This window comes from Bradyrhizobium aeschynomenes, assembly GCF_013178945.1.
GTDB classification, from domain to species: domain Bacteria; phylum Pseudomonadota; class Alphaproteobacteria; order Rhizobiales; family Xanthobacteraceae; genus Bradyrhizobium; species Bradyrhizobium aeschynomenes.
In genome coordinates, this window is the sequence record NZ_JABFDM010000020.1 from 65,128 (window position 1) to 91,896 (window position 26,769).

26 protein-coding genes are annotated in these 26,769 nt (G+C 65.0%); 13 read left to right on the forward strand and 13 right to left on the reverse strand.

Annotated elements, in window-relative coordinates; genetic code table 11:
- Positions 1–213: 213 nt before the first annotated feature.
- Both glnA and HL666_RS33025 read left to right on the forward strand, forming a co-directional pair.
- Positions 214–1,623, forward strand: coding sequence for a type I glutamate--ammonia ligase (glnA, locus tag HL666_RS33020; RefSeq protein ID WP_172109659.1), 1,410 nt, complete (start codon positions 214–216; stop codon positions 1,621–1,623).
- A 124-nt stretch (positions 1,624–1,747) separates the two neighbouring features.
- The gene (locus HL666_RS33025; protein WP_172109660.1) at positions 1,748–2,143 is read left to right on the forward strand and encodes a hypothetical protein; all 396 of its coding nucleotides are present in this window, start codon (positions 1,748–1,750) and stop codon (positions 2,141–2,143) included.
- Between the two features lie 39 nt (positions 2,144–2,182).
- Here the strand turns inward: HL666_RS33025 and HL666_RS33030 are convergent, their stop codons facing one another.
- Positions 2,183–2,794, reverse strand: a complete 612-nt coding sequence (locus HL666_RS33030; RefSeq protein ID WP_172185689.1) for a hypothetical protein — start codon at positions 2,792–2,794, stop codon at positions 2,183–2,185.
- Between the two features lie 97 nt (positions 2,795–2,891).
- A complete protein-coding gene (locus HL666_RS33035) occupies positions 2,892–3,662 on the reverse strand; it encodes a gamma-glutamyl-gamma-aminobutyrate hydrolase family protein (RefSeq protein WP_172109662.1) in 771 nt (256 codons plus the stop codon).
- A 219-nt stretch (positions 3,663–3,881) separates the two neighbouring features.
- Between HL666_RS33035 and HL666_RS33040 the strand changes: the two genes are divergently transcribed.
- The gene (locus HL666_RS33040) at positions 3,882–5,030 is read left to right on the forward strand and encodes an AI-2E family transporter (protein WP_172185690.1); all 1,149 of its coding nucleotides are present in this window, start codon (positions 3,882–3,884) and stop codon (positions 5,028–5,030) included.
- Between the two features lie 19 nt (positions 5,031–5,049).
- Here the strand turns inward: HL666_RS33040 and HL666_RS33045 are convergent, their stop codons facing one another.
- Both HL666_RS33045 and HL666_RS33050 read right to left on the reverse strand, forming a co-directional pair.
- Positions 5,050–7,077 (reverse strand): acyltransferase family protein, encoded by a 2,028-nt coding sequence (locus HL666_RS33045; RefSeq protein WP_311976849.1) that lies wholly within the window; start codon positions 7,075–7,077, stop codon positions 5,050–5,052.
- 285 nt (positions 7,078–7,362) lie between these two features.
- Positions 7,363–8,535, reverse strand: coding sequence for a M20 aminoacylase family protein (locus HL666_RS33050; protein WP_172185692.1), 1,173 nt, complete (start codon positions 8,533–8,535; stop codon positions 7,363–7,365).
- A gap of 370 nt (positions 8,536–8,905) precedes the next feature.
- On the opposite strand from HL666_RS33050, the gene HL666_RS33055 reads away from it, so the two are divergent.
- Positions 8,906–10,186 (forward strand): MFS transporter, encoded by a 1,281-nt coding sequence (locus HL666_RS33055; protein ID WP_172185694.1) that lies wholly within the window; start codon positions 8,906–8,908, stop codon positions 10,184–10,186.
- On the opposite strand, the gene HL666_RS33060 is transcribed toward HL666_RS33055, so the two are convergent.
- From HL666_RS33060 to HL666_RS33070, 3 genes are all read right to left on the reverse strand, one after another.
- Complete coding sequence (locus HL666_RS33060; protein ID WP_172132672.1) at positions 10,168–10,722, reverse strand: HD domain-containing protein; 555 nt, start codon at positions 10,720–10,722, stop codon at positions 10,168–10,170. The two genes, HL666_RS33055 and HL666_RS33060, sit on opposite strands and share 19 nt — an antisense overlap.
- Before the next feature lie 36 nt (positions 10,723–10,758).
- Positions 10,759–11,061, reverse strand: a complete 303-nt coding sequence (locus HL666_RS33065) for an antibiotic biosynthesis monooxygenase family protein (protein WP_172109668.1) — start codon at positions 11,059–11,061, stop codon at positions 10,759–10,761.
- A gap of 69 nt (positions 11,062–11,130) precedes the next feature.
- Positions 11,131–12,357 (reverse strand): GGDEF domain-containing protein, encoded by a 1,227-nt coding sequence (locus HL666_RS33070; protein ID WP_172109669.1) that lies wholly within the window; start codon positions 12,355–12,357, stop codon positions 11,131–11,133.
- 389 nt (positions 12,358–12,746) lie between these two features.
- Here HL666_RS33070 and HL666_RS33075 point away from each other — a divergent pair, with 389 nt between their 5' ends.
- Positions 12,747–14,828, forward strand: a complete 2,082-nt coding sequence (locus HL666_RS33075; protein ID WP_172185696.1) for a LamG-like jellyroll fold domain-containing protein — start codon at positions 12,747–12,749, stop codon at positions 14,826–14,828.
- 89 nt (positions 14,829–14,917) lie between these two features.
- Here HL666_RS33075 and rpsI read toward each other — a convergent pair whose 3' ends face one another.
- The 3 genes from rpsI to HL666_RS33090 all read right to left on the reverse strand — a co-directional run bounded on the left by rpsI (position 14,918) and on the right by HL666_RS33090 (position 16,453).
- Complete coding sequence (gene rpsI, locus HL666_RS33080) at positions 14,918–15,400, reverse strand: 30S ribosomal protein S9 (protein WP_172109671.1); 483 nt, start codon at positions 15,398–15,400, stop codon at positions 14,918–14,920.
- A 1-nt stretch (position 15,401) separates the two neighbouring features.
- Positions 15,402–15,866 carry a 50S ribosomal protein L13 gene (rplM, locus tag HL666_RS33085; RefSeq protein WP_172109672.1) on the reverse strand — a complete coding sequence of 155 codons (465 nt, stop codon included), beginning with the start codon at positions 15,864–15,866 and terminating at the stop codon, positions 15,402–15,404.
- Positions 15,867–16,024: 158 nt separating this feature from the next.
- Positions 16,025–16,453 carry a PaaI family thioesterase gene (locus tag HL666_RS33090; RefSeq protein ID WP_172109673.1) on the reverse strand — a complete coding sequence of 143 codons (429 nt, stop codon included), beginning with the start codon at positions 16,451–16,453 and terminating at the stop codon, positions 16,025–16,027.
- 83 nt (positions 16,454–16,536) lie between these two features.
- Between HL666_RS33090 and HL666_RS33095 the strand changes: the two genes are divergently transcribed.
- The 3 genes from HL666_RS33095 to HL666_RS33105 all read left to right on the forward strand — a co-directional run bounded on the left by HL666_RS33095 (position 16,537) and on the right by HL666_RS33105 (position 19,595).
- Positions 16,537–17,358 (forward strand): enoyl-CoA hydratase, encoded by an 822-nt coding sequence (locus HL666_RS33095; protein ID WP_172185698.1) that lies wholly within the window; start codon positions 16,537–16,539, stop codon positions 17,356–17,358.
- A 141-nt stretch (positions 17,359–17,499) separates the two neighbouring features.
- Positions 17,500–18,084 carry a CoA-binding protein gene (locus HL666_RS33100; RefSeq protein ID WP_172109675.1) on the forward strand — a complete coding sequence of 195 codons (585 nt, stop codon included), beginning with the start codon at positions 17,500–17,502 and terminating at the stop codon, positions 18,082–18,084.
- Between the two features lie 227 nt (positions 18,085–18,311).
- Complete coding sequence (locus tag HL666_RS33105; RefSeq protein WP_172185700.1) at positions 18,312–19,595, forward strand: O-acetylhomoserine aminocarboxypropyltransferase; 1,284 nt, start codon at positions 18,312–18,314, stop codon at positions 19,593–19,595.
- 368 nt (positions 19,596–19,963) lie between these two features.
- Here HL666_RS33105 and HL666_RS33110 read toward each other — a convergent pair whose 3' ends face one another.
- Positions 19,964–20,158, reverse strand: a complete 195-nt coding sequence (locus HL666_RS33110; protein WP_172185702.1) for a hypothetical protein — start codon at positions 20,156–20,158, stop codon at positions 19,964–19,966.
- Between the two features lie 317 nt (positions 20,159–20,475).
- On the opposite strand from HL666_RS33110, the gene HL666_RS33115 reads away from it, so the two are divergent.
- The 3 genes from HL666_RS33115 to HL666_RS33125 all read left to right on the forward strand — a co-directional run bounded on the left by HL666_RS33115 (position 20,476) and on the right by HL666_RS33125 (position 21,895).
- Entirely contained in the window at positions 20,476–20,811 is a 336-nt protein-coding gene (locus HL666_RS33115; RefSeq protein ID WP_172185704.1) for a hypothetical protein, read from the forward strand.
- 419 nt (positions 20,812–21,230) lie between these two features.
- On the forward strand, positions 21,231–21,491 hold the full coding sequence (locus tag HL666_RS33120) for an antitoxin (protein ID WP_172132679.1): 261 nt from the start codon (positions 21,231–21,233) through the stop codon (positions 21,489–21,491).
- Entirely contained in the window at positions 21,488–21,895 is a 408-nt protein-coding gene (locus HL666_RS33125; RefSeq protein WP_172132680.1) for a PIN domain-containing protein, read from the forward strand. Before HL666_RS33120 ends, HL666_RS33125 begins: the two co-directional genes overlap by 4 nt.
- Positions 21,896–22,712: 817 nt before the next feature.
- On the opposite strand, the gene HL666_RS33130 is transcribed toward HL666_RS33125, so the two are convergent.
- Entirely contained in the window at positions 22,713–23,801 is a 1,089-nt protein-coding gene (locus HL666_RS33130) for a COX15/CtaA family protein (RefSeq protein ID WP_172185706.1), read from the reverse strand.
- 101 nt (positions 23,802–23,902) lie between these two features.
- Here HL666_RS33130 and HL666_RS33135 point away from each other — a divergent pair, with 101 nt between their 5' ends.
- Positions 23,903–24,124 carry a DUF2842 domain-containing protein gene (locus HL666_RS33135; RefSeq protein ID WP_172109683.1) on the forward strand — a complete coding sequence of 74 codons (222 nt, stop codon included), beginning with the start codon at positions 23,903–23,905 and terminating at the stop codon, positions 24,122–24,124.
- Here the strand turns inward: HL666_RS33135 and HL666_RS33140 are convergent, their stop codons facing one another.
- Positions 24,125–25,186 carry a polysaccharide deacetylase family protein gene (locus HL666_RS33140; protein WP_172109684.1) on the reverse strand — a complete coding sequence of 354 codons (1,062 nt, stop codon included), beginning with the start codon at positions 25,184–25,186 and terminating at the stop codon, positions 24,125–24,127.
- Positions 25,187–25,474: 288 nt separating this feature from the next.
- On the opposite strand from HL666_RS33140, the gene HL666_RS33145 reads away from it, so the two are divergent.
- Positions 25,475–26,707 (forward strand): GNAT family N-acetyltransferase, encoded by a 1,233-nt coding sequence (locus tag HL666_RS33145; protein ID WP_172185708.1) that lies wholly within the window; start codon positions 25,475–25,477, stop codon positions 26,705–26,707.
- The last annotated feature ends 62 nt before the right edge of the window (positions 26,708–26,769 follow it).

Below are 26,769 nucleotides of genomic sequence, written 5' to 3' on the forward strand. Positions count from 1 at the left end.
GCTTGGGAACGGTCGCCCGTCCCAGGCCTCGGATAGAGAAAATTTGCTGCGAAAGCAGCCACGACGGCAGCGCAGGCGTTCTCCACGGGGCGCCTGACCGCGGCCATTTTGCCGTTTCCGATATTGTCTTGGCCCCCGTGCGAGGCTAAGGAGCATGACCCGCGGACGCCGTCCCGCGCCGGGCCGTGACGTTATAAGCCAAGAGGGGTATTCATGAAGACCGCCAAGGACGTCTTGAAAGCAATCAAAGACAACGACGTCAAATACGTCGACCTCCGCTTCACCGATCCGCGGGGCAAGTGGCAGCACGTCACCTTCGACGTCAGCATGATCGACGAAGACATTTTCGCCGAAGGCACGATGTTCGACGGCTCCTCGATCGCCGGCTGGAAGGCGATCAACGAGTCCGACATGTGCCTGATGCCCGACCCGGTGACCGCGACGATCGATCCGTTCTTCGCCGAGACCACCATGATCATCACCTGCGACGTGCTCGAGCCGACCACCGGCGAGCCGTACAACCGTGATCCCCGCGGCATCGCCAAGAAGGCCGAGGCCATGGTGAAGTCGATGGGCGTGGGCGACACCGTGTTCGTCGGCCCCGAAGCCGAGTTCTTCGTGTTCGACGACGTGCGCTACAGCTCCTCGCCCTACAACACCGGCTTCCGCCTCGACTCCTCGGAGCTGCCGACCAACTCCGACACCGAGTATGAGGGCGGCAATCTCGGCCACCGCATCCGCACCAAGGCCGGCTACTTCCCGGTGCCGCCGCAGGACTCCGTGCAGGACATGCGCTCGGAGATGCTCGGCGCGATGGCCCGCATGGGCGTCAAGGTCGAGAAGCACCATCACGAGGTCGCTTCCGCCCAGCACGAGCTCGGCATGAAGTTCGACACGCTGACGCTGATGGCCGACCAGATGCAGATCTACAAGTACTGCATCCACCAGGTCGCGCACATCTACGGCAAGACCGCCACCTTCATGCCGAAGCCGGTCTACGGCGACAACGGCTCGGGCATGCACGTCCACCAGTCGATCTGGAAGGACGGCAAGCCGGTGTTCGCGGGCAACAAGTATTCCGACCTGTCGGAGACCTGCCTGTCCTACATCGCCGGCATCATCAAGCACGCCAAGGCCATCAACGCCTTCACCAACCCGTCGACCAACTCCTACAAGCGTCTGGTCCCGGGCTATGAGGCGCCGGTGCTGCTCGCCTACTCCGCGCGCAACCGCTCGGCCTCCTGCCGCATCCCCTACACCTCCTCGCCGAAGGCCAAGCGCGTCGAGGTCCGCTTCCCCGATCCGATGGCCAACCCCTATCTCGGCTTCGCCGCGATGCTGATGGCCGGCCTCGACGGCGTGAAGAACAAGCTCGACCCGGGCCCGGCGATGGACAAGGACCTCTACGACCTGCCGAAGGAAGAGCTGAAGCAGATCCCGACCGTCTGCGGCTCGCTCCGTGAGGCGCTCGAGAACCTCGACAAGGACCGCGCCTTCCTGAAGGCCGGCGGCGTGTTCGACGACGACTTCATCGACAGCTACATCGCGCTGAAGATGACCGAGGTCGAGCGCTTCGAAATGACGCCCCACCCGGTCGAGTTCGACATGTACTACTCGGGCTGACGCCCGATCAGATCGGCGGAGACGACAGCAGGGCGCCCCTCACGGGGCGCCCTTTTGTTGTTGGACATCTGCACGATCCGTTCTATTTGATTGCATTTTAACTAACCATCTAGCGGGGGTTGAAATGCCGGAGACGAACGAGGTTTTCGATAAGATCTGGGACCTCTACATCCCACCAATCCGACAGAAGATTTCCAACCGAGCATCAGAAATCGCGAAGGAAGCTGATCGATCCGAGCTTGAGGCTGGCGACGTCTTCATGTCGCTAAACGAATACATCCCCGGTAACAAATTCCCCTCCCAAATGGCGCCCAAACCGGAGGGCTGGTGGAACCGCACATTTGTTGGTTTCACCGCCGTCGTCGCTTTGATGACGATTGCTTTCGGAGTCTTGGGCGTAGTCGGATTGATCTACAATCCAGCCAAGGAAGCCACCTCAGGATTTCTAGAGATCGCAAAGATCTTCGCAGGAGCCGTTATCGGGGGAGCAGTCGGATCCAGCACGACTTCTCGCAAGTAGGGTGCGGTCTCTCTAAGAAGGATACCAATTTCGCCTCCATCACTTGGCGGCGAAATTCACGCCGATCTCGGTCACCACGGGCGCAAGCTTCAGCAGCGCCGGATTGTCGGACGACACCTTGACGCCGTCCCCCGAGAGCGCCCGCGGCGTGTCCTTGTCGGTGCCGAACCGCACCGTCAGCGAGCAGCCGCCCGGCAGCATGCGCCCGAGCGCGCCGTTCTTGAAGTCGGTGACCCAGCCGCCATAGTCCCAGCCGAAGCCTGCGACGGCGAACGGCTTGCCATTGGCCTTCTGAACCGCAGCGAGGCTCGCACCGATGCTGATGCCGGCCACGCTCCAACGGCTGGTCTTGGCCGTGTCGCGCAAGGTGAGCCCGGACACAGTGGCGGCCTTGTCCTCGATGAAGCCGACTTCGATACGGCGGTCCATCGCGCGCGGAAACAGCACGAGGCCCCTGTAGGTCTCGCCTTCCGCTCCGGGCAGATCCTCGATCACAGCTTCACTTCCGTAGCGCTGCTTCAGGGTCTTCGCCGTGTCGGTCGCGGCCACCGGCAACGTGCAGGTGATCGGCCCTTCCGTCGGCGGCGCGGTCAGGGCAAGAGCAGGACTCGCAACGGCCAGCGCGATGGCGGCGGTCAAGACATATCGCATCAGTGAACCCTTGTGAGAATGCAAGACAACGCAGCCGACAGTCTTGGGTCTGTACAGTCTTGGGTCTGTTTCGCCGCACCTCGGGTTCAGGCTGACATCAGGCCGCGAGACGCCGCCTCCTCACCGCCTCCCCGAACGCCTCGAACAGCTTGCGGTTGATCGGGTTCTTCTGCGGGTCATATTCGGCGTGCCATTGCACGCCCAATGCAAAGCTCGGCGCATCGGCGATGCGGATGGCCTCGATGGTGCCGTCTTCGGCGATGCCCTCGATGACGACGCGGTCGCCGGGCTCGAGGATGCCCTGGCCGTGCAGCGAATTGACCTTGATGCTGTCGCAGCCGAGGATCCCGGCGAAGGCGCCGCCCGGGGTCAGCCGCACCTCGTGGCGGTCGGCGAAGATGACGGTTGGATCCGGATGGATCTCGCCGTTCTCCAGGCGGGGCATGCGGTGGTTCATCCGACCGGGAATCTCGCGGATCTCCGGATGCAGCGAGCCGCCGAACGCGACGTTCATCTCCTGCAGGCCCCGGCAGATGCCGAACAGCGGAATGCCTCTGGCGACGCAGGCCTCCGACAATTGCAGCGCGACCTCGTCGCGATGGACGTCGTAGGGCTCGTGCTTGAGGCTGGGCTCGGTGTTGAAGCGCGTCGGATGCACGTTGGCGCGGGCCCCGGTCAGCACCACGCCATCGACCACGTCGAGCAGCGCGCCGATGTCGGTGATCTCCGGAACGCCGGCAAACATCAGCGGCAGCGCACCCGCAACCTCGGCCACGGCGCTCAGATTGCGCTCGCCCACCATCTGCACGGTGAACCTGTTCTCGACGCGATGGCTGTTGCCGATCACGCCGACGACCGGACGCTTCATTGCCCTCGTTGTCTCCCTGATGTGCTGGCCGATCTTCGGATCAGTCAGCAGGCACAAATCATGCCTGCGTCGCATCCACGGATCAACATATGCGCGCGCGGGTCCCCAATGCCAATTCCGGGCAACCCCGCGGCGTCCGCCCGTCAACGATCTCCAATGCCCCGCTTGATCCGGCAGCGGTTTTCGCCAATGTGGGGTTGATCAGCACAAGGACGCCTCATGACCGCCCCCGCAGACCCCCGCCTCCAGGCCCGCAGCGACCTGGCCTGGGCCATCGCCGTGGGCGGAATCGGGATGATCCTGTTCATGGCCGCGCTGGCCTTCAGCTGGTACTACGCTGCGGCGCTGTTCCTGCTGTTCTCCGGCATGCTGCTCGGCGTCGCACTCAACGCCATGACCAGCCTCCTTGGCCGGGTACTGCCCTGGCCGCACCCGGCGCGGCTCGTCATCGTCTGCTTGGCGCTCGCAGCCGTCCTCGTCGGCATCGTCTTCCTCGGCGGCACCACCATCGCCGACCAGGCCAAGGTGCTGAGCGACACCATCAAGTCGCAGCTCGGCAACATCAAGGGCTTCCTCGACCGTAACGGCATCGACACCAGCTTCTTCGACTTCAACGCCGCGCCGCCGGCCACGTCCGCCCCCGATGGCGGGTCGACCACGCCGACTCAGACGCCGTCCCACAGTCTGCCGAGCGGACTGCCCTCGCCGAGCGCGCTGGCCTCCTCCGGCGGCGCCATCGTCAGCCAGACCTTCAAGCTGCTGCTCGGCACCGTCAGCGCCGTCGGCAACTTCTTCATCGTGCTGTTCCTGGGGCTCGCCTTCGCCGCCCAGCCCTCGGTCTATCGCAGCGGTTTGCTGTTCCTGGCGCCGGCCAAGTACCGCGACCAGGCCACCGTGATCGTCGACCGCATCAGCTATACGCTGGAGCGCTGGCTGATCGCCCAGATCACCACGATGTTCGCGGTCTTCCTCGTCACCTGGATCGGGCTCGCCATCATCGGCGTGCAGAGCTCGTTCATCCTGGGCATCCAGGCCGGCCTGCTGGCCTTCATTCCGACCGTCGGTGCCATCATCGCCGGCGTCATCGTGGTGCTGGCGAGCCTCGCTTCGGGCTGGGTCGCGGCCGCCTCCGCCTTCGTGCTGTTCCTCGGCGTGCACGCGATGGAAAGCTACGTGCTGACGCCGTTGATCCAGCGGCAGGCGCTGGACATTCCGCCGGCCACGCTGTTCGCGTTCCAGATCCTGCTGGGCATCGTGTTCGGCGTCTGGGGTCTGACGCTGGCACTGCCGCTGATGGCGATCGCCAAGGTCATGATCGACTATTTCAAGAGCGACCGCAGCACCGAGGACGCCGCGGCCGCAATCTGAACGGCTCTCCCTGCGCCGGCTATTGCACTTGAGAGGAAGCATCCCGAGGCGTCGCCGAACGCCCGGCCACGAACTCCTTCAGCTTGGCTTCCGGCGGCGGAGAAAGTCTGCTCAGGAATGCATCCAGTTGCGGCTTCAATTTGGAGACGACGAATTTGGAGCCTTCCGGCGTGAGGTGGATGATGTCCCAGGTGATCGGCGTTTCCGGATCAACCCTGGTTGGACAAGCACGCAGGCTGCAGATCGCATCGAGGACCGAAACGTACTGAACGCCGGGGTGAGAGCGCGCGATCGCCCGGAGCCGCTCGTCGGCCTTGAACGATGCCTCCACCGGCTTGAGCGAGTTGGCGACCGGCAGATGCGTCCGCTCGTAGTTGAACAAAGTCTGAGCCAAGGGAGCCGGAAATTCGAGCGAAGGCCCAAGCAACAGAACCGGAATGCCCGCGTCTTCCGCCTCCTTCAGCAACGCACCGAGATAGCTGTCGAAACCCGGAGCGGCCGCTCGACCATAGACTTCTACGTACACGCGCCAATTGCCTGAAACGATCACCGCCGCGGGGCGTCGCGCCCTGATCTCTTCGCGCAGGAGACGATTGGCGTCATTGCAGCTTCGCGAAAACTCCTGCTGCAACTCGACGAAGGGGGCGCAGGCCGCCGATGTCAGCTGCATCAAATGATAGGCCGCAGGCAAGTAATCGCGCAGGCCCCAGCCATAGTGGGCGGCGATGCTGTCACCAGCGAGCAGAATGTTGCGCCTGTCTGCCGCCGGCGTGAGACACGCGCCGGAATCGTAGTGCGACAACGGCTCGTCGGGCTGCAGAAAGCAGCTATGCGTCCGGTAGAACGGTGCCACCGCCTGGGCATTGTAGCGCAACATCCGCTCCTGCGACGCCGGAAAGCGTCCCGCATAGCCCTCGTGCGAGAAGCCGTGGATCCCGACCGCCATCAGGACCGCTGCCGTGCCCGCGATCAGTCCCGAAACGCGCAAGCCGTTCCAGGCCGTGCATGCACGAATGGGGCGTTCCACGGCGATATGCGACAGGTACGCCAGCAGCGCCGAGCACACCAGCAATGTCATCGTCCCGGCGTTCGAGCTTGCGACGTCGAGCGGGAGCGCCGCTCTGCCGAGAACGAACACCGGCCAATGCCAGAGATAGAGCGCGTAGGACAGGCGCCCGACAAACGCCCCCGCATCCTCGAACGGCAGCCGGGGCCTGCCGTCGTCCTGATTGAACGCGATGATGAAGAGGGCCGCGCCGAGACAAGGGATCAGCGCATGCAGCCCTGGAAAGCGGGTCTCCGGCCGGAACATGACCACCGGTATCAACATGAGCGCCAGCCCCATCAGCCCATAGGCACAGCGCGCCGAGAACCCGACCGGCGACCATCGAAGAAGAAAGAAGGCGATGCTTCCGATCAGGAATTCCCAAGCCCGCAGGGGAGCAAGGTAGAACGCGGCGGACGCTGAATTCTTGATCAGGAGCTCGTCGACAATGCACAGCGCCATCGTGCCGGCGATGACGAGTGCGAGTGAGGATTTCGACGCGGGATCACGAAAGAGCTTGCTCCAGAGCCAGGTGATGACCGGAAACAAGAAGTAGAATTGCTCTTCGACCGACAGTGACCAGGTATGGTTCAGGACTTTGCCCATCGTGGGCAGGTCGAAATAGCCGGTCTCCATCCAGAAGAAGATGTTCGACGAGAACAGGAGCGTCGATATCGCGCTCCCGAAGAACATCCGGTAGTCGCTCGGCGGCACCAGCACATATCCTGCGATCCCCGTCACGAGGATCAGCAGGTAGAGCGCCGGCAGCAGGCGCCTGGCCCTGCGCTCATAGAATGTCAGGAAGGAAAACGAATCGGCGGCAAGCCCCGCCCAGATCAGCCGCGAGATCACGTATCCGGAGATGACAAAGAAAACGTCGACGCCGACGAAGCCGCCGCCGAAGCCCGGCAGCTCATAGTGAAACCCGATCACCGAAATGACGGCGAACGCGCGCAGACAGTCGATGTCCGGGCGATACTCCAAACGCACTGCAACGCTCACTCTGACAACCCGTACCGACGAGGCCAGTCTGGCCTACCGGGTTACCCGTGACACGCATGGAAACGAATCTCAACATTTGGAAACAATCGCCGGAGCCGCGCGCGGAGTGGTGTGACCGCGTCGCCGCACTCAGGCGCGCCAAGCTCTCTCGAACGGCCTTCCGGGAGTCGATGATCGACCGTTCGTGCGCGAACCGAACACGCGAACGACGGCTGCTTCGAAGCCACACCGGGAACGGCACCTCACGGGGGAGCATTCATCCACGACACTTGCTCACTCTGAACTCTATTCAACCGGCATCGCCGTCTCGACTAGCTTGGCCCAATAGCTGATCCCGTGCGGGATGACCTCGTCATTGAAGTCGTAGGCCGGGTGATGCAGTCCACCCGCGGTCTCGCCGATGCCCATGAACACGAAGGCGCCTGGCCGGGCCTGCAACATGTAGGCGAAATCCTCGCCGCCGAGCTTCGGCGGCATGTCGGTCGTGACCTGATCCGGCCCGACCACACTGCGCGCGACATCGGCGGCGAATGCGGTCTGCTCAACGTGATTGACGACGACAGGATAGCCCCACTCGTAGTCGATCTCGACGTCGACGCCCATGCCGCTCGCAAGCCCGTTCACGACGGCCTTGAACCGCTCGTCCATCAGCCGGCGGATCTCCTCGTTCAGCGTGCGCACCGTACCGCCGATGACGGCCGTCTGCGGAATGATGTTGTCGGCCGTCGTTCCGGAATGGAAGCGCGTGATCGACAGCACCGCGCTCTCGACCGGATCGACGTTGCGCGCCACGATCGACTGCAGCGCGGTCACGATCTGAGCACCAGCCACGATCGGATCGACGCACTTGTTAGGTCGCGCCGCGTGTCCGCCATGGCCTGTCAGGCGCACCTCGAAGGTGTCCGCGGCCGCCATCACCGCCCCGGCGCGGGTTGCCACCATGCCGAGCGGCAGGCCTGGCGCATTGTGCAAACCGTAGACCTCCTGGATGCCGAAGCGCTCCATCATGCCGTCATCGACCATGGCGCGGCCGCCGGCTCCGCCTTCCTCTGCCGGCTGGAAGATCACGACCGCGTTGCCGGCGAAATTGCGCGTCTCGGCGAGATAGCGTGCCGCACCCAGCAGCATCGCGGTGTGACCGTCATGGCCGCAGGCGTGCATCTTGCCGGGAACGGTCGACTTGTGCGGGACGTCGGTGATCTCCTGCAGCGGCAAGGCATCCATGTCGGCGCGCAGGCCGATCACGCGCTGTGATGGCGCGCGGCCGCGGATGACGCCGACGACGCCGGTCCGGCCGATTCCGCTGACCACCTCGTCGACGCCGAACGAGGTCAGCAACTCGGCGACGCGCGCAGCCGTCCGGTGCACCTCATATTGCAGCTCGGGATGCTGGTGGAAGTCACGGCGCCAGACCTTGGCGTCCTCGGCGAGCTCGGCGGCGCGATTGATGATCGGCATGAGATGTCCCAGGTGAGGAAGCGTGTTGCGCTTCGGAGATTCTGTTGAGCCGCCGGCAGCGGAATCGTCGCAATCCCGTCGTGGGGCAACGGCAATGCCTCTCATTGCACGTTGCGCGCCGGTAAAAGGCAAGCCACATCTGCTCATGCGAGGTTGCGCGCGCTGCATTCCGGCAGCGAAACGGGAGGCCGACGCATCGATTGCGTCCGTGCGGAGCACGCCGGCAGGCTCCGCCGGCGTTCGGCCATCAGCGGCCCGACATCCGCGCTGGACAGAGGTTCTCGGTATCGTAGACTGACGTCGTGACTCGCTCGCTGCGCCAGCCGCTTGCTTGGTCAACGAGGTCCTCGAACAGACGGACAGGTCAGTCATGCAACACGTCTCCGGCGACGCGATGCGCCGTCGTGTCGTGATCTCCTCGACCATCGGCAATGCGCTCGAATGGTTCGACTTCACGGTGTTCGGGCTGTTTGCCGGCGTCATCAGCAAGCTGTTCTTTCCGGCCGACGATCCGAGAGCGTCGCTGCTCTCCACCTTCGCGGTCTTCGGCATCGCCTTTGCGGCGCGGCCGCTCGGCGGGCTGGTGTTCGGCCTCTACGCCGACAGATACGGACGCAAGAAGGCGCTCGTGGTGATGATCACGATGATGGCTTTCGGCACTGGTCTGATCGGCGTTCTTCCGACCTATGCGTCGATCGGCATTGCCGCTCCGGCTCTCCTGCTGCTCGCGCGCCTGATCCAGGGTTTTTCCGCCGGCGGTGAATTCGGCTCGGCGAGCGCCATGCTGATCGAGTTCGCACCTCCCGGCCGCAAGGGCCTCTACGGCGCCTTTCAGACGGTGTCGCAGGCGCTCGCCTTCGCGCTCGGCGCGATGCTCGCGGTCCTGCTCGGCAAGACTTTGTCGCCTGCGGATTTCGCCAGCTGGGGCTGGCGGGTGCCGTTCATCCTCGGAATCCTGATCGGACCGGTCGGCTGGTATCTGCGCCGACGATGCGACGAATCGCCGGAATTCCAGGCCTATCTGGCCGGACTAGCGGCCAGAGCCCCCGCCCGGAAAAAGACGACCCTCGGCCGGTTGGTCGCCGAGCATCCGCGCGAGCTGCTGGCTTCATTCGGCCTGATCGCAGCGGGGACCGCGATCTACTATGTCGGCGGCGTGTTCCTGCCGGCCTTTGCCGCCAGCGAGCTCAGGCTGCCGCTGGCCGATGCGCAGCTCGGGCTGCTTGCGGTCAGCCTCGCCAATGTGCCGCTCGGTCTCGCGTCGGGGCTGCTGTCGGACCGGATCGGCCGGCGGGGCGTGATCGTGCCCGCGCTGCTGCTCTATCCGATCCTCTACGTCCTGCTGTTCAGGCAGCTGGTGGCGGAGCCGACCACCGCGCATCTGTGGCAGTTGCAGTCTGTGGGACTGCTGCTCGGCGTGCTCGGCGGCGCCGTGCCGGCGTTCATGACGGAGATCTATCCCGTCGGCGTCCGCGCAACGGGGGCATCGCTGATGTACAATTTCGGCGTGATGCTGTTCGGCGGCCTTGCGCCCTTCATCAACACCTGGCTGGTGCAGGCCACCGGCGACAAGACCGCGCCGGTCTACTACATCATGTTCGCTGCGACCGTAGGCCTGCTCGGCATGGCGGTCTATCGCAGGAGGGCGTGAGCGCGCAGCTCGCGCGAGAGATTGGCACGTGCCTTCTGGTCTAGCGCGGCAGCAAAGTCCGCATCGGGATAGATCATCGGCCGGTTTAAGAACCGGTCCAGAACGGCCGAGCGCCCGGCGCGGTAGGCGTCGTCCGGCACATCAGCATATTCGCGCCGGATGGCATCCGCATAGGCATCGTAGCCGGCCTCGTCGGCGCCGAGAATGGCGAGATCGATGGAGACGAGCAGCGCGCCGCGCCGGTCGCCGGCGGCGACGTCGTGCGTCCGGGTCAGCCGGATCAGGCGCGCCACCTCGTCTCGCATGTCAGGCGCGACATGACGCTCCGCAAGGACGGCGCTCTGCTCCTCGTTGTCGGATCGCCTGGGATCATAAACGACGTCGTGCCACCAGATCGCCAGCGTCAGGATCTCGCGATCGCGGGCGTCGAGGCCCGCGACGCGATCGAGCCATGCGAGGCAGTCCTCGACATGGCGCAGATCATGGTAATGCCGTCCCGGCGCGGAATACGCAGCGATCAGATCGTCTCGGGTCATCGCGGCTCCGCTCCGTAGCAGCTGCGGCTAAGACGCTCAGCCGGCCGAGGTCAGCACCGTCTCGGTGTGCTCGACCTCCGGAGGGCTGGCGAAATACTGCCCGACCAGGCCGCGCCATTCGGTGAAGTTCTCCGAGCCGCGGAAATCCACCGTGTGGTTTTCCAGGGTCTCCCACTTCACCATCAGCCGGTAGCGCTGCGGCTTCTCGATCGACTTGTGCAGCTCGAAGCCGTGAAAGCCCTTGGAGCGGCCGAAGGCGGCGCGCGCCTTGGCCACCGCCGCCTCGAAATCCTTCTCCGTGCCGGGCTTGACGTCGATCTGGGCGATTTCGGTGATCATGGTCTGTCGGCCTCCCCTGGTGCTGGACCGTCTGTCTAGCCCAGACCTTTGGGGAGAGAAAGCGGCGCGTCAGCCCGAGATGACCGCCTGACCGGCCGGCGGCGTCGCCGCCGTCGCGGCTGCGGCACGCTGGCGGCGGTAGCGATCGAGCGACAACGGCAGCTCCGCCGACGCCTCGACACGGTTGCGGCCGGTGCGCTTGGCCTTGTAGAGCGCGGTATCGGCGGCTGCGAGCAGCACGTCGAGATCGGTGCCGGCAGCTCCGCCGGCGACGCCGATGCTGACGGTGGTGTCGACCGGCTTGTCCTCGCACACCACGCCGGCGGCGGCGAAGGCTTCGCGGACGCGCTCGGCGGCGACCATCGCCTCGTCGATGGAACAGGGCAGAAGCGCGGCGAACTCCTCGCCGCCGATCCGCCCCGAAATATCGGTCAGCCGCAGATTGTTGACCACGACGTTCGCAAAGAGCTTCAGCACCTCGTCGCCCTCGGCATGGCCGAAGCGGTCGTTGATCGACTTGAAATGATCGATGTCGAAGATCAGAACGCTGACCGGCCGCCGCTCGCGCGCCTCGCGCGCGATCAGTTGCGCGCAGGACTCGGCGAAGCCGCGCCGGTTGAGCAGTCCGGTCAGAGGATCGGTCGTTGCCGCGCGCTTGTGGGCGCTGACGATGCGCTCGGACACCAGCATGAAGATCACGAAGACGGTGCCGACCGCGTAGAGCACGAGCTCGATCGAGAAGATCGTGACCCAGGCGGCGGCGAAGGCGCCGTCGGCGTCGCGCAGCATGTTGCCGAGCAGGATCGGCAGCATCAGGACGAAGCCGTGCATCGCGGGCACCAGCAGCGCCGGCCAGCGCTTGTGCAGGGTGCGGCGCCGCTCCTGCCACAGCTCGGCCGCGGTGAGCGTTGCATAGAGCACGACGAGCGCGGCGCCGATCGTCAGCCGCAGCGACTGCGCCGAGGGATGGAGCAGCATGCCGCTCGCGATCCAGACGATGGCGCCGAGGACGAGGCCGGGCACGCTCGGCGTCTTGCCGTGGAAGACGCGGGCGGCGTTCCACACCATCGCGGTCGCAATCAGGCCGATCGAGCTGAGGAACAGCGAGACCACCTCGCCATAGAGGTCGCCGATCAGCGTCCATAGCGCGATCGCGACCGCACCGAGAACGTACGCGGCGCCCCACCAGCGCAGCGCCGGCGTGCTCTCCTGCCGCCCGAAATGCAGCAACATGGCGCCAAGCAGCGCCGCGACCATTGTCGCTACGATGTCGAGCGTCATGCTGTCGAGTGCCATGCGTCACCTCGGTTGCTGCGGCGGCGCGGGAACTCAGGGTTAGCGCCGCCTTATCGCGATCAACCTAACCGGTGGTCTGTTCGAAAGACGTTTGCCTGGGATGCCAAGTTTTCTCAAAAAGCTCGGCGCAACTCGCCCGTAAATTGCTGCGCAAAAATGCAGCAAACAGGATTCAAAAACGATTGCAGCCGCGGAGGCCGACGCTCGCTGTAATTGCGCGTCGCCTGTGGTCTCTCATTGATAGTTGCGAACGGACGCGAGAAATATGAAGCATTTCACATCCGCCGCAAACACTCATCGAAACGATAAGAAACCTTCTCAAATTTGAGATCATCTCTCCCTAACACGGCTCGGCGGCGGCAGAGCGGCCGCACGAGGTGGGGACGAGCATGTCTTTCGACGACGATTCAAACGACAAGAAATCAACGGCAGATCATCCGGCTGGGGGCGTCGATCGCCGCACGCTGCTGCGCAACGCGATGGGCGTCTCGGCCCTCGGCCTCGGCGCCAGCCTGCTGCCGGGCCGGGCGCAAGCGCACTGGCATTGGCGCATGCACCATCACCATCACCACGTCACCACCAGCTTCGCGCTCGCGGTGCTGCCGGACACGCAGTTCTATTCGCGCTATGCGACGAGCGAGGAAGGCCAGGCCTATCAGCGCCAATATGGCAGCACGCCCTATCCGGCGCAGACGCAGTTCATCGTCGACAACGCCGCGAAATACCACATCCCGTTCACGATCCATCTCGGCGATGTCGTCGACCAGTCCAAGCATCCGCAGCAATGGGCGGTCGCCGACGCCGCGATGAAGCTGCTGGAGAACGCCGGCCGGCCCTACTCCGTGCTCGCCGGCAATCATGACGTGCTGCAGGCGCTGGAATTCGAGAGCGCGGCGAGCCAGAGCGCGGGTACCGATGCGCATCGCGGCACCTCCGAGCCGTATTTGTCCTGGTTCCCGGCAAGCCGCGCCGCCAGGCAGCGCACCTTCCTGGAGCGGCATCCGAGCGGCTGGCATGAGGCGCATGTGTTCCATGCCTGCGGCGTCAGCTTCATGGTGCTGTCGCTGTCGTGGCGCGCCTCTGACGATGCGATCGCCTGGGCCCGCGGCATGATCGCGCGACACCCGATGCTGCCGGTGATCCTCGTCAACCACCAACTGCTCAACATCGCCAATGACGGCAAGAGCCCGCTGGAGGTGGCCTACGGCCAGTATCTCTGGGACAGGCTGATCCGCAGCAACGACCAGATCTTCATGACGCTCAACGGCCACTATCACGGCGGCGCGCATCTGACGAAGATCAACGACTTCCGCAATCCCGTGCACCAGATGGTCGTCGACTATCAGATGGCCTATCAGGGCGGCAACGGCCTGATGCGCCTGTACGAGTTCGACTTCACGAAGAACCGGATCGACGTCGCCTCGTTCTCGCCCTGGGTCGTGCAGAAGCCAAAGGACAGCCTCAAGCAGTTCGATCGCGCCTGGCTGTCCGATGACAACCACGAATTCACCATCGACATCGACTTCCGCCGGCGCTTCGCCCGCTTCACCAATTTCTGCCATTTGCCGGCCTTCACCGGCACGCCGATTCTGCCGCGCGTCAAGCAGGATCTCTACGCCAACTACACCGAGGCGCCGGAGCCCGTGGTGGCGCCGCCCGCGAACGAGCAGGACTATCCGCTGATTGCCGAAACCGTTGCGCATTGGCGGATCGCGTCGTCGGCGATCGGCAAGGCGGTCGCCGCCGGCACCGCGCTGCCGGACCTGACCTCCGGCAACCCGATGCAGCGTGCCTCGCTCGCCGGTGCGGCCCAGGTCGCGGACGTCGTGTACACTGCCGACAAGCACCGCCTGTCCTCTGCGCCGGGCAGCGTGCAGTTCCTCAACACGACCAAGCAGGGCGCCGGCCGCTTCAGCTGGTTCACCACCGCAGCGAATGCGCCGATCAACGCGGCGAGTTTCGCCAAGGGCTACACCGTCGAGGCCTTCATCAAAATCGATCCGAACTGGAAGGCGGCTGATCACGCCTGGTGCAACATCCTCACCCGCTTCGGCAATCGCGGCTGGCTGCCGGGCTATGCCGGCGGTGATCCGGAGTCGCCGCCGATCCTGTTCGCGATCTCGAACCTGCGCGAGGTGCAGTGGGAGATCGTGCCGTCGAGCGCGACCGCGCAGGCCCAGACCGACTGGTCCGGCGAGATCATGCTCGACACCTGGTATCACCTCGCGATCGTCAACGATCCGAAGGACAATTCGACCGTGCTCTACATCGAGGGCGCGCCTGTCGTGCGCAGCGTGATCGGCGGAAACGGCATCGCCAGCGTCGCGGCGTCCCAGCCCTGGGCGCTCGGCTGCGGCTGGTGGGATCGCGCGCCGGCGGACGGCTTCATCGGCAGCATCGGCGAGGTGCGCGTTGTCTCCAAGCCGCTGGCGCCGAACCATTGGCTGACGGCACGCCGCGCCAGCGCCTGATCAACGACGCAGAAAGCAAAACGGGCGCCCGGAAGGGCGCCCGTTCGTATGGGGTGCTGACCGATCCGGCCGCAGCCGGATCGCCAGAATCAGCGCTTCGAGAACTGGAAGGAGCGGCGGGCCTTGGCCTTGCCGTACTTCTTACGCTCGACGACGCGCGAGTCGCGGGTCAGGAAGCCGCCCTTCTTGAGGACGCCGCGCAGCTCCGGCTCGAAATTCGTCAGCGCCTTGGACAGGCCGTGACGGACCGCGCCGGCCTGGCCGGACAGGCCGCCGCCGGCGACCGTGCAGATCACGTCGTACTGGCCCTTGCGGGCGGCGACGACCATCGGCTGCTCGATCATCATGCGCAGCACCGGACGGGCGAAGTAGACTTCGATGTCGCGGGTGTTGACGGTGACCTTGCCGGAACCCGGCTTGATCCAGACGCGGGCGACCGCGTCCTTGCGCTTGCCGGTGGCATAGGCGCGGCCGAACTTGTCGACCTTCTTCTCATACTTCGGAGCGTCCGGAGCCGTGACGGCGCCCTTGAGCTGCGACAGCTGATCGAGAGACTGGATGCTTTCGGCCATCTTATGCGGCCCTCGTGTTCTTGCGGTTCAACTTCGCGATGTCGAGCTTCTCGGGGCTCTGCGCCTCGTGCGGATGATCGGGTCCGCCGTAGACACGCAGATTGCCCATCTGCACGCGACCGAGCGGACCACGCGGGATCATGCGCTCGACGGCCTTCTCGATCACGCGCTCCGGGAAGCGGCCCTCGAGGATCTGGCGCGCGGTGCGCTCCTTGACGTGACCGACATAGCCGGTGTGCTTGTAGTACACCTTCTGCTCGCGCTTGCGGCCGGTCAGAACGGCGTGCGCGGCATTGACGATGATGACGTTGTCGCCGCAGTCGACGTGCGGCGTGTAGATCGGGAGGTGCTTGCCGCGCAGCCGCATGGCGACCAGCGTGGCGAGACGACCGACGACCAGACCCTTGGCGTCGATCACGACCCACTTCTTCTGGACCTCGGCCGGCTTTGCCGAAAAGGTTTTCATGAGAGATATCCGTGACAGGGAGAATGCGGCGCGGGTGACGCGCCGAACTGGTCGCAGCTTCTAGAGAAGCCGCCCGCGTTCGTCAACGCTGTCAGCGTTAAATTACATCAACAAAAACAGTAACTTACAAATATGGTGCAATAATACCCTCAAAAACATCACGCATTCGGAATGGAATAGGTCGCCGTGACGTGGGCGATCGGATCGGGCGATTCCCCTGACAACAGCGTGACTTCGCCGACCGCCAGCCGCTTGCCGAGCTTCAAGAGCCGCGCCTCGGCCAGCACGTCGGCGCCGGCCGCGCCCTTGCGCAGGAAGTTGATGTTGAGATTCGTCGTCACCGCGAGCCCGACCGGGCCGATCGCCGACAGCAGCACCACGTACATCGCGAAATCGGCCAGCGCCATCAAGGTCGGCCCTGAGACCGTGCCGCCGGGGCGCAGCATGCGCTCGTTGAAGCGCTGGCGCATCCGGCAGCTCCTGCCATCGGCGCTCTCGATCGAAATGTCGCCGCCAGTGCGGAACGCCTGCGGAAATTCCGCGTGCAGGAACGCTTCCAGCTCCGCGATCGTCATCTTCGCCGCCATGTCTCCCCCTGCTCTGTCTCGTTGCCTTCTGATACATTAACCGCCAACAAGCGCCCATACGGAAATGCCAAAGGGAAATCGGAATGTCCGCCCCTGCCCTCGCCAAAGCTGCCGACGCGCCAATCCTGTTGCGCGAGATGGCCGGTCCCGTCGCGGTACTGACCTTGAACCGCCCCGCCCAGCGCAACAGCCTGTCGGAGGCGCTGATCGCCGAGTTGCAGCTGGCGCTCGCCGAGATCGGCGCCGACAAGGCGGTGCGCGCCGTGGTCATCGCAGCGAATGGTCCCGCGTTCTGCGCCGGCCACGACTTGAAGGAGCTCACTGCCCGCCGGGCCGACGCCGACCGCGGCCGCTCTTTCTTCGCCAAGCTGATGAACGCCTGCAGCGCGATGATGCAGACGATCGTGCATCTGCCGAAACCCGTCGTCGCGTCGGTGCAGGGCATCGCCACCGCGGCCGGCTGCCAGCTGGTCGCGACCTGCGATCTCGCGGTTGCTTCCGAGCGCGCCTCGTTCGCGACGCCCGGCGTCGACATCGGCCTGTTCTGCTCGACGCCGATGGTGGCGCTGTCGCGTAACGTCAGCGCCAAGCAGGCGATGGAGATGCTGCTGACCGGCGAGCTGGTTCCGGCGCCGCGCGCCCGCGAGATGGGGCTGATCAACCGCGTGGTGACTCCCGGCACGGAACGCGACGCGGCGATTGCGCTGGCGCAACAAGTGGCACGCAAATCGGCGCATACGATCAAGCTCGGCAAGGAGGCGTTCTATCGCCAAGCTGAAATGAACCTTGCCGACGCCTATCGTTATGCGGCAGAGGTGATGACCGAGAACATGCTCGCCCGCGACGCGGAAGAAGGCATCGGCGCCTTCATCGAGAAACGCGAACCGACATGGCGGGATGAGTAGGTTACCCCGCTCTTTCCTCCGTCATTGCGAGCGAAGCGAAGCATCGAACCCGGAATCTCGAGGTGATCGGACTCAGCTCGAGATTCCGGGTTCGCCCTTCGGGCGCCCCGGAATGACAATAACGAACAGAAGCGCACGCCCATGAATCACGACACCTATCCCGACGACTACATCCGCGGCATTCTCAACGGCGTGAAGGTGATCGCGATGGTCGGCGCCTCGCCCTCCGAGATTCGGCCAAGCTTCTTCGCCTTCAAATATCTGGTGCAGCGCGGCTACGACATGATCCCGGTGAACCCCGGCCATGTCGGCAAGAGCCTGATGGGCCGCCCGTTCGTCGCCTCGCTCGCCGACATCGGCCGCCCGATCGACATGATCGATATTTTCAGAAGCTCTGTTCACATCATGCCGATCGTCGAGGAGGCGCTGAAGCTCTCACCCTTGCCGAAGGTGATCTGGATGCAGCTTGGCGCCCGCGACGATGCCGCGGCGGAGAAGGCCGAGGCGGCCGGCATGAAGGTGGTCATGAACCGCTGCCCCAAGATCGAGTATGGCCGGCTCTCGTCGGAGATCTCCTGGATGGGCGTCAACTCCCGCACCATCAGCGCCAAGCGCGCGCCGATCCCCACGCAAGGCATGCGCCTGTCGCTGAACCGCACCAGCGTCGGCGGCGGCGCCACGACAGCCGCCGACCGCGCCGCGAAGGACAGAAGCGATCCGACCTGACGCATCTGCGAAAGGAACGTGTCGCGGACATGGCGCGACACAGCAACGCATTTCAAATCGGAGCTGACGGCGCCTGCCACCTTGACGGCATCTTGCCCGCTGGCAAATGTCCTCCGCCGGGATGACGCGGAGGCGCACAACGGCGCGCTATCGACACCGTCTCCCATCATCGATCCCCGTGCCGGCCGGCGCCGCCGCGCGAGGGATCAAGCCCACGAGGAAACACCATGACCGAACGTGCCCCCGGATTCGCCACCCTCGCCATTCACGCCGGCGCCCAGCCAGACCCGACCACCGGTGCGCGGGCGACGCCGATCTATCAGACCACGTCGTTCGTGTTCAACGACGCCGACCACGCCGCCTCGCTGTTCGGCCTGCAGGCGTTCGGCAACATCTACACCCGCATCGGCAACCCGACCAACGCCGTGCTCGAGGAGCGCGTCGCCGCGCTCGAGGGCGGCACCGCTGCGCTCGCCGTCGCCTCCGGCCATGCCGCGCAGGTCGTGGCCCTGCAGCAGCTCCTGTCCCCCGGCGACGAGTTCATCGCTGCGCGAAAACTCTATGGCGGCTCGATCAACCAGTTCACGCATTCGTTCAAGAGCTTCGGCTGGAACGTGGTATGGGCCGACACCGACGACGTCGCGAGCTTCGAGGCCGCGGTGAGCCCGCGCACCAAGGCGATCTTCATCGAGTCCATCGCCAATCCCGGCGGCACCATCACCGATATCGAGGCGATCGCACAGGTCGCGCGCAAGGCCGGCGTGCCCTTGATCGTCGACAACACCTTGGCCTCGCCCTATCTGATCCGCCCGATCGATCATGGCGCTGACATCGTGCTGCACTCGCTGACCAAGTTCCTCGGCGGCCACGGCAACTCGATCGGCGGCGTGATCGTCGATGCCGGCACGTTCGACTGGGCCGGCAGCGGCGACAAATATCCGATGCTGACGCAGCCGCGTCCCGAATATCACGGCATCCGGATCCACGAGACGTTCGGCAATTTCGCCTTCGCGATCGCCTGCCGCGTGCTCGGCCTGCGCGATCTCGGACCCGCTTTGTCGCCGTTCAACGCTTTCATGATCCTCACCGGCATCGAGACCTTGCCGCTGCGCATGCAGAAGCACTGCGACAATGCCAAGGCCGTCGCGGACTATCTCAGCAAGCATCCCGGCGTGGCATCGGTGAACTATGCCGGCCTGCCCGAGGACAAGTATCACGCGCTCGCGCGCAAATACTGCCCGAAGGGCTCCGGCGCCGTGTTCACCTTCTCGCTGAAGGGCGGCTATGATTCCGGCGTCAAGCTGGTGTCGAATTTGAAGCTGTTTTCGCATCTCGCCAATGTCGGCGACACCCGCTCGCTGGTGATCCACCCGGCCTCGACCACCCACAGCCAGCTCGACGACGCCGCCAAGATCAAGGCCGGCGCCGGCCCCGACATCGTCCGCATCTCCGTCGGCATCGAGGACAAGGAAGACCTCATCGCTGATCTCGAGCAGGCGCTGAGCGCGTAAGAAAGGCTGTGGCGGCGGACGATTCCGCCTATTAGCTGCTCCGTCATGCCCGGGCTTGCCCCGGGCATCCACGTCGTTCTCCGCAGGCCGGACGACGTGGATGGCCGGGACGAGCCCGGCCATGACGACGTGGAGGGAGACGAGCACAACACGACGATCCGCAAATCGGATCGACCTGCCGCACTTTGCGAGAGACAGAGATCAAGCGAGATTAGTCGTTACCTGCAGCTTTGCTCTACGGCCTCATCTGCACCATGGTCCAAAAACAAAGAGAGCGCGGGCGGCCCCCCTGGGCTTCCGCGCTCTCCTTCGTCCCACGGTCGGGCCGTTGCCGGCTTCTCGAACCGCGCCCTCGTTAACTCGTCGTGTCATGTCATCAGGTGCAGCATCCGCGCATGCGTTTGGCCCGCCAGCGGCAGCGCCGTCGCTGCGATCAGCCGGCTCACCGCCAGCGCGCGCAGGCAGGCACCATCCTCGTCGACGGCAGCAAGATCAGTGTGGAATGCGCCTGTCCGTGATTGCAGATGCTGGCGCGCCGACGCGCAAAACGGGATCACCGACATGCTCGAAACCTTCTGGTCTGAGACTCTGATGAAATGCAGCAGAGATTCTGTCCCGAACGCGGACCTCCGGCCCGTCGTTCCGCCAGCCTTCAAAATCGCCGGCAGCCGTAAGCGTGCACCAGCAGAGCTTAACGAAAGCTGAAAAAGCCCGTCCTTCTACGGGCGATTGCGGCCGGCTTCGCCCGCGAGAAAGTTTTCATTAACCATAAGCGGCCCATCCTGCCGTCCATGGAATCGCGCGGCGCCCCGGACGTCGCCGTGCTGGCGCCGGCTATCGAATCCGGCGCGATCGATGTGACAGACGGCAGGAGAGCAGAATGCGTACCTTGGTGATCATGATGCTGATGGTGGCCACCGCAGCAAACGGCGTCGTGCTCGCCGCCGACCTGCCTGGCATCCACGACAAGGTCATCCGCTACAAGGCCCGCCGCGCCGCCAAGGCCCCGCCGCCGGTGGTCGTGGTCAAGGACCAGGACTCGCTGATCTCCCCGATGCTGCCCTCGACTCCGCTGCTGCTCGGCCGCCAGGAGCTCCCCGGCTATTACGGCCGCGCCTTCTCCTACGACTACCAGGGCCCGTATTACGGCGGCGAGGGCTACACGAACTACATGTTCCGATTGCCTTACGCGTGCGGCGTGACGGGGTATTGCTGAGGGGAAGCACACGAAGTCGCTCGCATGACTGTAGCTCGAACGAGCGAAGTGACGTCCGGGTCACGACCGAAAAGAAGCTCGCATGTCGAAGGCTCGTGTGGGCCACGCTCAACTGATAGTAGCTGATCTATCGAAGCGGATCATCCGACCTCTTGCCGACTTCAAATGACGGTCTGCAGGCTCGACCGACCCAGAGACCCCAACGGACGCTCGCCATCCGCTGCGATCTTCTTGGCGATCAAGATCAGGCATCGCACAATAGGCGACGAGGCCGAGTGACGTCACGGCCAACACGGCGATCGTCCTCCAGCGGATCGAATTGGGGTTGGAAGGATCGCCTGACATCGCCTCGCTGGGATATTGACCGACCAGACGGCAGATATATATCATCGGTATATACCATCAAGAGGAGTTATCCGATGTCCTCGACCGCCAAACTCTTCATGCATGGCCGCAGCCAGGCCGTGCGGCTGCCGAAAGAATTCCGCTTCGAGGGGACAGAGGTGCTGGTTAGCAAGGTTGGCGAAAAGGTGATCCTGGAGCCGATGACAAGAGCGCCCCTCGACCTCGACAAGTTCTGGGCCGAACTCGATGCGCTGGGCGCGCGCGACTTTCTGCCCGATGGCATCCCTGATGATCCGCCGCTCCAACCAGACCCGCGCACCTTCTTCGACGAATGATTTGCCTCGACACCAACATCGTGATCGGCATCGTCAGTGGCCGCAGCTCGGCCTTGCGGCACCGGCTCGGCGAGCAGATCCGTTCGGGCACACGCATCGGGCTATCGGTCGTGGCACTGTTTGAACTCCGCTACGGAATCGCCAAGAGCATCCGGCGCGCAGAGAGCGGGCGCCTGCTTGACCGCTTTCTCGAGCTTGGAATCGACGTGCTGCCGTTCGAGCCCGAGGATGCCGACCATGCCGCCGAGATCCGTGCAGGTCTGGAAAAAGCCGGCGTCCAGATAGGACCGTTCGACTATCTGATCGCGGCACAGGCTCGCCGCCGAAATGCGGCGCTGGTGACGCAGAACACGCGCGAGTTCGAGCGGGTGCCGGGACTGCTTGTGGTCAATTGGGCTCCTTAAAGTCTTCACTCGCTCGCCCCCCAATGCGGTCCCAGCTTCGCTCTTGCCAATTTCGGCAAATCAGCATATTCTGCGCCTGTTCCTGTCCAGCCGAGGGGCGCTTCCGGATCGTCCAGTTGCGTAGGATGGGGAATGCGGTGGATGTGGCGGGCCGTGCGTGGACGAAAGTCTGCGCGGACGAGCGGTCTGTCATGGACGGCGAAATCGCGTGGTCCTGGCGCCCCGATGCTGGCGCTAAGTCTCGTGTCGGTGCTTACGCGTCGCACGAGGTGACGGGGGCAAGACAGCCCGGTCCCCGGGGAGATCGCGTATAAGCGTTAAAACCATCGCGCGGGGAAGGCCGGGTGTTTCCAGGCCGTACCTGTGGTGACCGCCGCGTGCTTTTTTTGTTGCACGCGGGCCATGGGTGCCGGCCAGGCATCCGGCCTTCCCTGCGCCCTCGCGTTTTCGAGGGCGAGACGATCGGCATAGCTCGGCGCATAAGGCGCGCGAGGGTGAGAGTTCATGTCTTCACGGTCCTGCACGCGAATGAGTGCGATGGCTTGCCCGGATCTCTCCACGCGTCATTCCGGGGCGCCCGCAGGGCGAGCCCGGAATCCATTGATCCGCGCGTGCTGTAGCCCGATGGATTCCGGGCTCGCCCTGCGGGCGCCCCGGAATGACGGCGGAGATTGGCGTGCGAGCGCGGCCCGATGACAGGCCCCGCGACGACACAATCGAGAGTCGTGGGCAGGACTGTGGATTGCTTCCACCTTCGCCATACGGGCTTCGGCGGACACGTCGCTTCGCTCGCAATGGCGGAGGAGAGACCGTGCCCCTACCCCGCCTGCCCCGCGGTCACCGCCGCCTGCGGCACGGCGACGGCGGCCACCCGCCGCGGCGACATCCGTTCCGCCTGCAGCACGGCAAAGGTCAGCACGATGATGGCCGTGCCCTGGTGCAGCAGCGCCAGCGAGATCGGCACCAGCGCCAACAAGGTGAGAATGCCGAGCACCGCCTGCACCAGGATCGCGGCCAGCAACCGGTGCGCGCCGCGCACCACGGCGCGGCCGGCGCCCGCGCGCATCACGTCGAAGGCGTGCCACGCCGCCAGCGCCAGCAGCGTGTAGGCGGTCATGCGATGCATGAACTGCACCGTCAGGTCGTTCTCGAACAGATTGATCCACCACGGCGACTGGATCCACAGGTTGGCCGCTTTCGGAATCAGGCCGCCATCGATCTCAGGCCAGGTGTTGTAGACGAGCCCCGCACGCAGGCCTGCGACCAGCGCACCGAGATAGAGCTGCACGAAGGTGACGCCGACCAGCACCCAGGCCGTCAGCCGGAGCCGTGCCGGCGCCTCGGCCTCCTCGCGCGGCTTGAGCCGGCGCAAGGTCCAGACGATCGACGCGTAGATCAAAAGCGCCAGCGACAGATGCGTCGCCAGCCGGACCGGCGCCACCTCGGTGCGCTCGGTGAGGCCCGAGGCCACCATCCACCAGCCGACCGCGCCCTGCAGCGCACCGAGGCCGAAGATCAGCCACAGCCTGCGGCCGAGCGGCCCGGACACGGCGCCACGCCACAGGAACCACAGGAACGGCAGCAGATAGACCATGCCGATGACGCGGCCGAGCAGCCGGTGGCTCCATTCCCACCAGAAGATGGTCTTGAACTCGTGCAGCGTCATGCCGGCATTCATCTGCCGGTACTGCGGGATCGTCTTGTAGGCCTCGAACGCCTCGGTCCAGGCCTGCTCCGACAGCGGCGGCATCGTGCCGGTGACCGGCTTCCACTCGACGATCGACAGCCCGGATTCGGTCAGCCGCGTCGCGCCGCCGACCAGCACCATCAGCGCGATCAGGCCGGCCACGACGAGGAGCCAGATGCGGATCGCGGCGAGATCGCGGGTCGGGGGAACCGTGGTCATGGACGTTGAACGCTCGATTGAACCGGGGCTGACAGGCCCTTATAATCCCGGGGAAATCGCGCGCAAGCGCGCCGCCCCGAACGCAGGCTGACATTCCCGTCATGACGATCCGCACCCGCAAACTGATCGGCGCCGTAGCCCTGCTGCTGCTCGCCTTCGTCTGGTCGATGATGGGCATGGTGGTGGCGCAATTCCCCCTGATCGCCAATTCCGGCTGGCTGCAGGCGGTGTATTACGTCGTCGTCGGCATGGGCTGGGTGCTGCCGGCGATGCCGATCGTCAGCTGGATGCTGCGTCCCGATCGGGAGCAGCAGCAGGGCTGATCAGCCGAGGTCGAGCGTGGGCGGCTGCGCGGCTTTCTCACGCGGCAGGGTCACCCCGGCCATCAGCACCTTCAAGGCGCGCAGCGAGCGCGAGCGGCCGTCCCAGGCGATGCGCGGCAGCATGTGCAGATGGGAGCGGCCCTCGCTCCGCACGACGCCTGACATCGCCGAGGCCGCGCTGACGAAGCCCGCCTGCTCCGCGAGCGCGACATCGTTGCGGCGGAAGCTGTCGCGGTCGCCGAATGGATAGGCCATGTGCCGCACCGGGCGGCGCAGCGCCGTCTCCAGCACCGCCTTGCCCATGGCGATCTCGCGCTGCGCGTCGGCATCCCTGAGATTGGCGAGCACATGATGATGCACGGTGGCGCTGCCGATGGTGACGTTCGGATCCGCGGCAAGGCGAGCGATGTCGGTCCAGTCCATCGCGGATTGCCGGCTCAAGGCCGCAAGGTCGATCGAATGACGCGAGCAGAGGTCGCGGATCGCGACCGACAGCTCGGCCGGCGGCAGCTTGCGCAGCCAGCCCCAGAGATACGCGAACAGCTCGTATTTTTCAGCCGGCGTGAACACGCTGAAGCGCTGCTCGCGGTGGTCGATCACGAGACTGATGCGGGCCTCGCGCGCGATCACGGCTTCCAGGCCAAGCCACCACGCTTCGCCCAGCCCATCGGGAAATGCGCTGGGAACGTAGACCGTGAACGGCACGCCGTGACGCGCGAGCACGGGATAGGCGTGCGTGATCAGGTCTTTCGAGGCGCCGTCGAAGGTCAAGCAGGCGAAGCGGCCGTGCTCGGCAAGCCGCACGGCGCGGGCGCAAGCTTCGTCGAGCGAAACGATGTCATAGCCCCAGCGCTTGAGCGCGCGGATCACCTTGTCGAGGAAGATGGGCGTGATCTCGGACCGCTTGAGCGGCTGGAAGGCACCCTTGCGCCGCGGCTGCACCCGCTCGAAGCGCAGGATCGCGCCGGCCCCGCCGGCGACGCGGGAGGCAAGCAGCGTGCGCCCGCTGAAATAGGCCAGCTCGAGCCGGGCGCTCCGCAGCCACATGTTGTCCGACGACAATTCCAGCGCCCTTTCCGAAACATCCCACTTGAAACGAAGCCGTCCGCGCCCACCTGATGGGAGCCGACCATGGCGCGATCGCGTCATCGTGGCCGCCGCTGCGATGTTTAAGATCATTGCGCCTTAAGATCGCGTGGCCGGCGGCGATTTCGACAGGTCTTTCTGCGTGTCATCCCGTTTTGGGACGATGTCATTGCCATTACCTTTTGTTGAGACTTCTTTGCGAGGGTCATCCGGCCCACAGCAACAAAATTCCAAGACGCCACACCCCACAACGCGAGTTGCGCGATGACCATGGCCGCCGTGATCGAGAGCCGGACGGCGCAGGCGCCCGCGCGGCAGCTGCCGTCCGGAATCGCACGCATCGACATCGTCTCCGATCTCGCCGCCGCCGAGCCGATCTGGCGCGCGCTCGAAACGTCCGACCATGTCTCGACGCCCTATCAGCGGTTCGATCTGCTCGGCGCCTGGCAACGCGACGTCGGCGCGCGCGAGCAGGCGGTTCCGTTCATCGTGATCGCCCGTGATGCCGAGCAGCGGCCGCTGCTGCTGCTGCCGCTGGCCTTGCGGCGGGCCTTCGGCGTCCGCGTCGCGACGTTCATGGGCGGCAAGCATACCACCTTCAACATGCCGCTGATGGACCGTGACTTCGCCGCACGCGCCAGCGCCGGCGATCTCGACGCCCTGCTCGCCGGCTTGCGCGACCACGGCGGCGCCGACGTCCTCGCCCTGTTCCAGCAGCCGAAACACTGGCGCGACCTCGACAATCCCTTCGCACGATGGCCGCATCAGCCTTCGGTGAACGACTGCCCGGTGCTACTGATGCCGCAGGGCGCCGCGCCGACGGCGTTGTTGTCGAACTCGTTCCGCAAGCGGCTGAAGAGCAAGGAAAAGAAGCTGCAGGCGCTGCCCGGCTATCGCTACGTGGTCGCGAGCCGCGACGACGAGATCGCCGAATTGCTCGACTGGTTCTTCCTGACAAAACCGGTCCGGATGGCCGAGCAGAAGCTGCCGAACGTGTTTGCCGAGCCGGGGATCGAGGCCTTCGTGCGGCACGCCTGCATGGCGAAGCTCGGCTGTGGCCATCGGGTCATCGAGATCCACGCTTTGCGCTGCGACGATGAGATCATCGCGCTGTTTGCCGGCGTCGCCGACGGGGCGCGCTTCTCGATGATGTTCAACACCTACACGCTGTCGGAGAACGCGCGCTGGAGTCCGGGGCTGATCCTGATGCGCTCGATCATCGATCACTACGCGCGAGAGGATTTTCGCACGCTCGACCTCGGCATCGGCTCGGACAGCTACAAGCGGATGTTCTGCAAGGACGACGAGCCGATCTTCGACAGCTTCGTGCCGCTCACGGCGCGCGGCCGCGTGGCTGCGGCGGCGATGGGTGCAGTCGGGCGGGCCAAGCACGCCGTCAAGCACAGCCCTGCCTTGTTCCGTCTGGCGCAACGCCTGCGCGGCGCGCTGCAGCCGCGCACGGCCACGGCGGCGAGCGATGGCAAGGCCGAGGACTAGGGCGTGGACTCATAAGCCTTGGCCCAGAGGCGGGTTGAGCCGAGTGCGACTGCCGCGAGAAA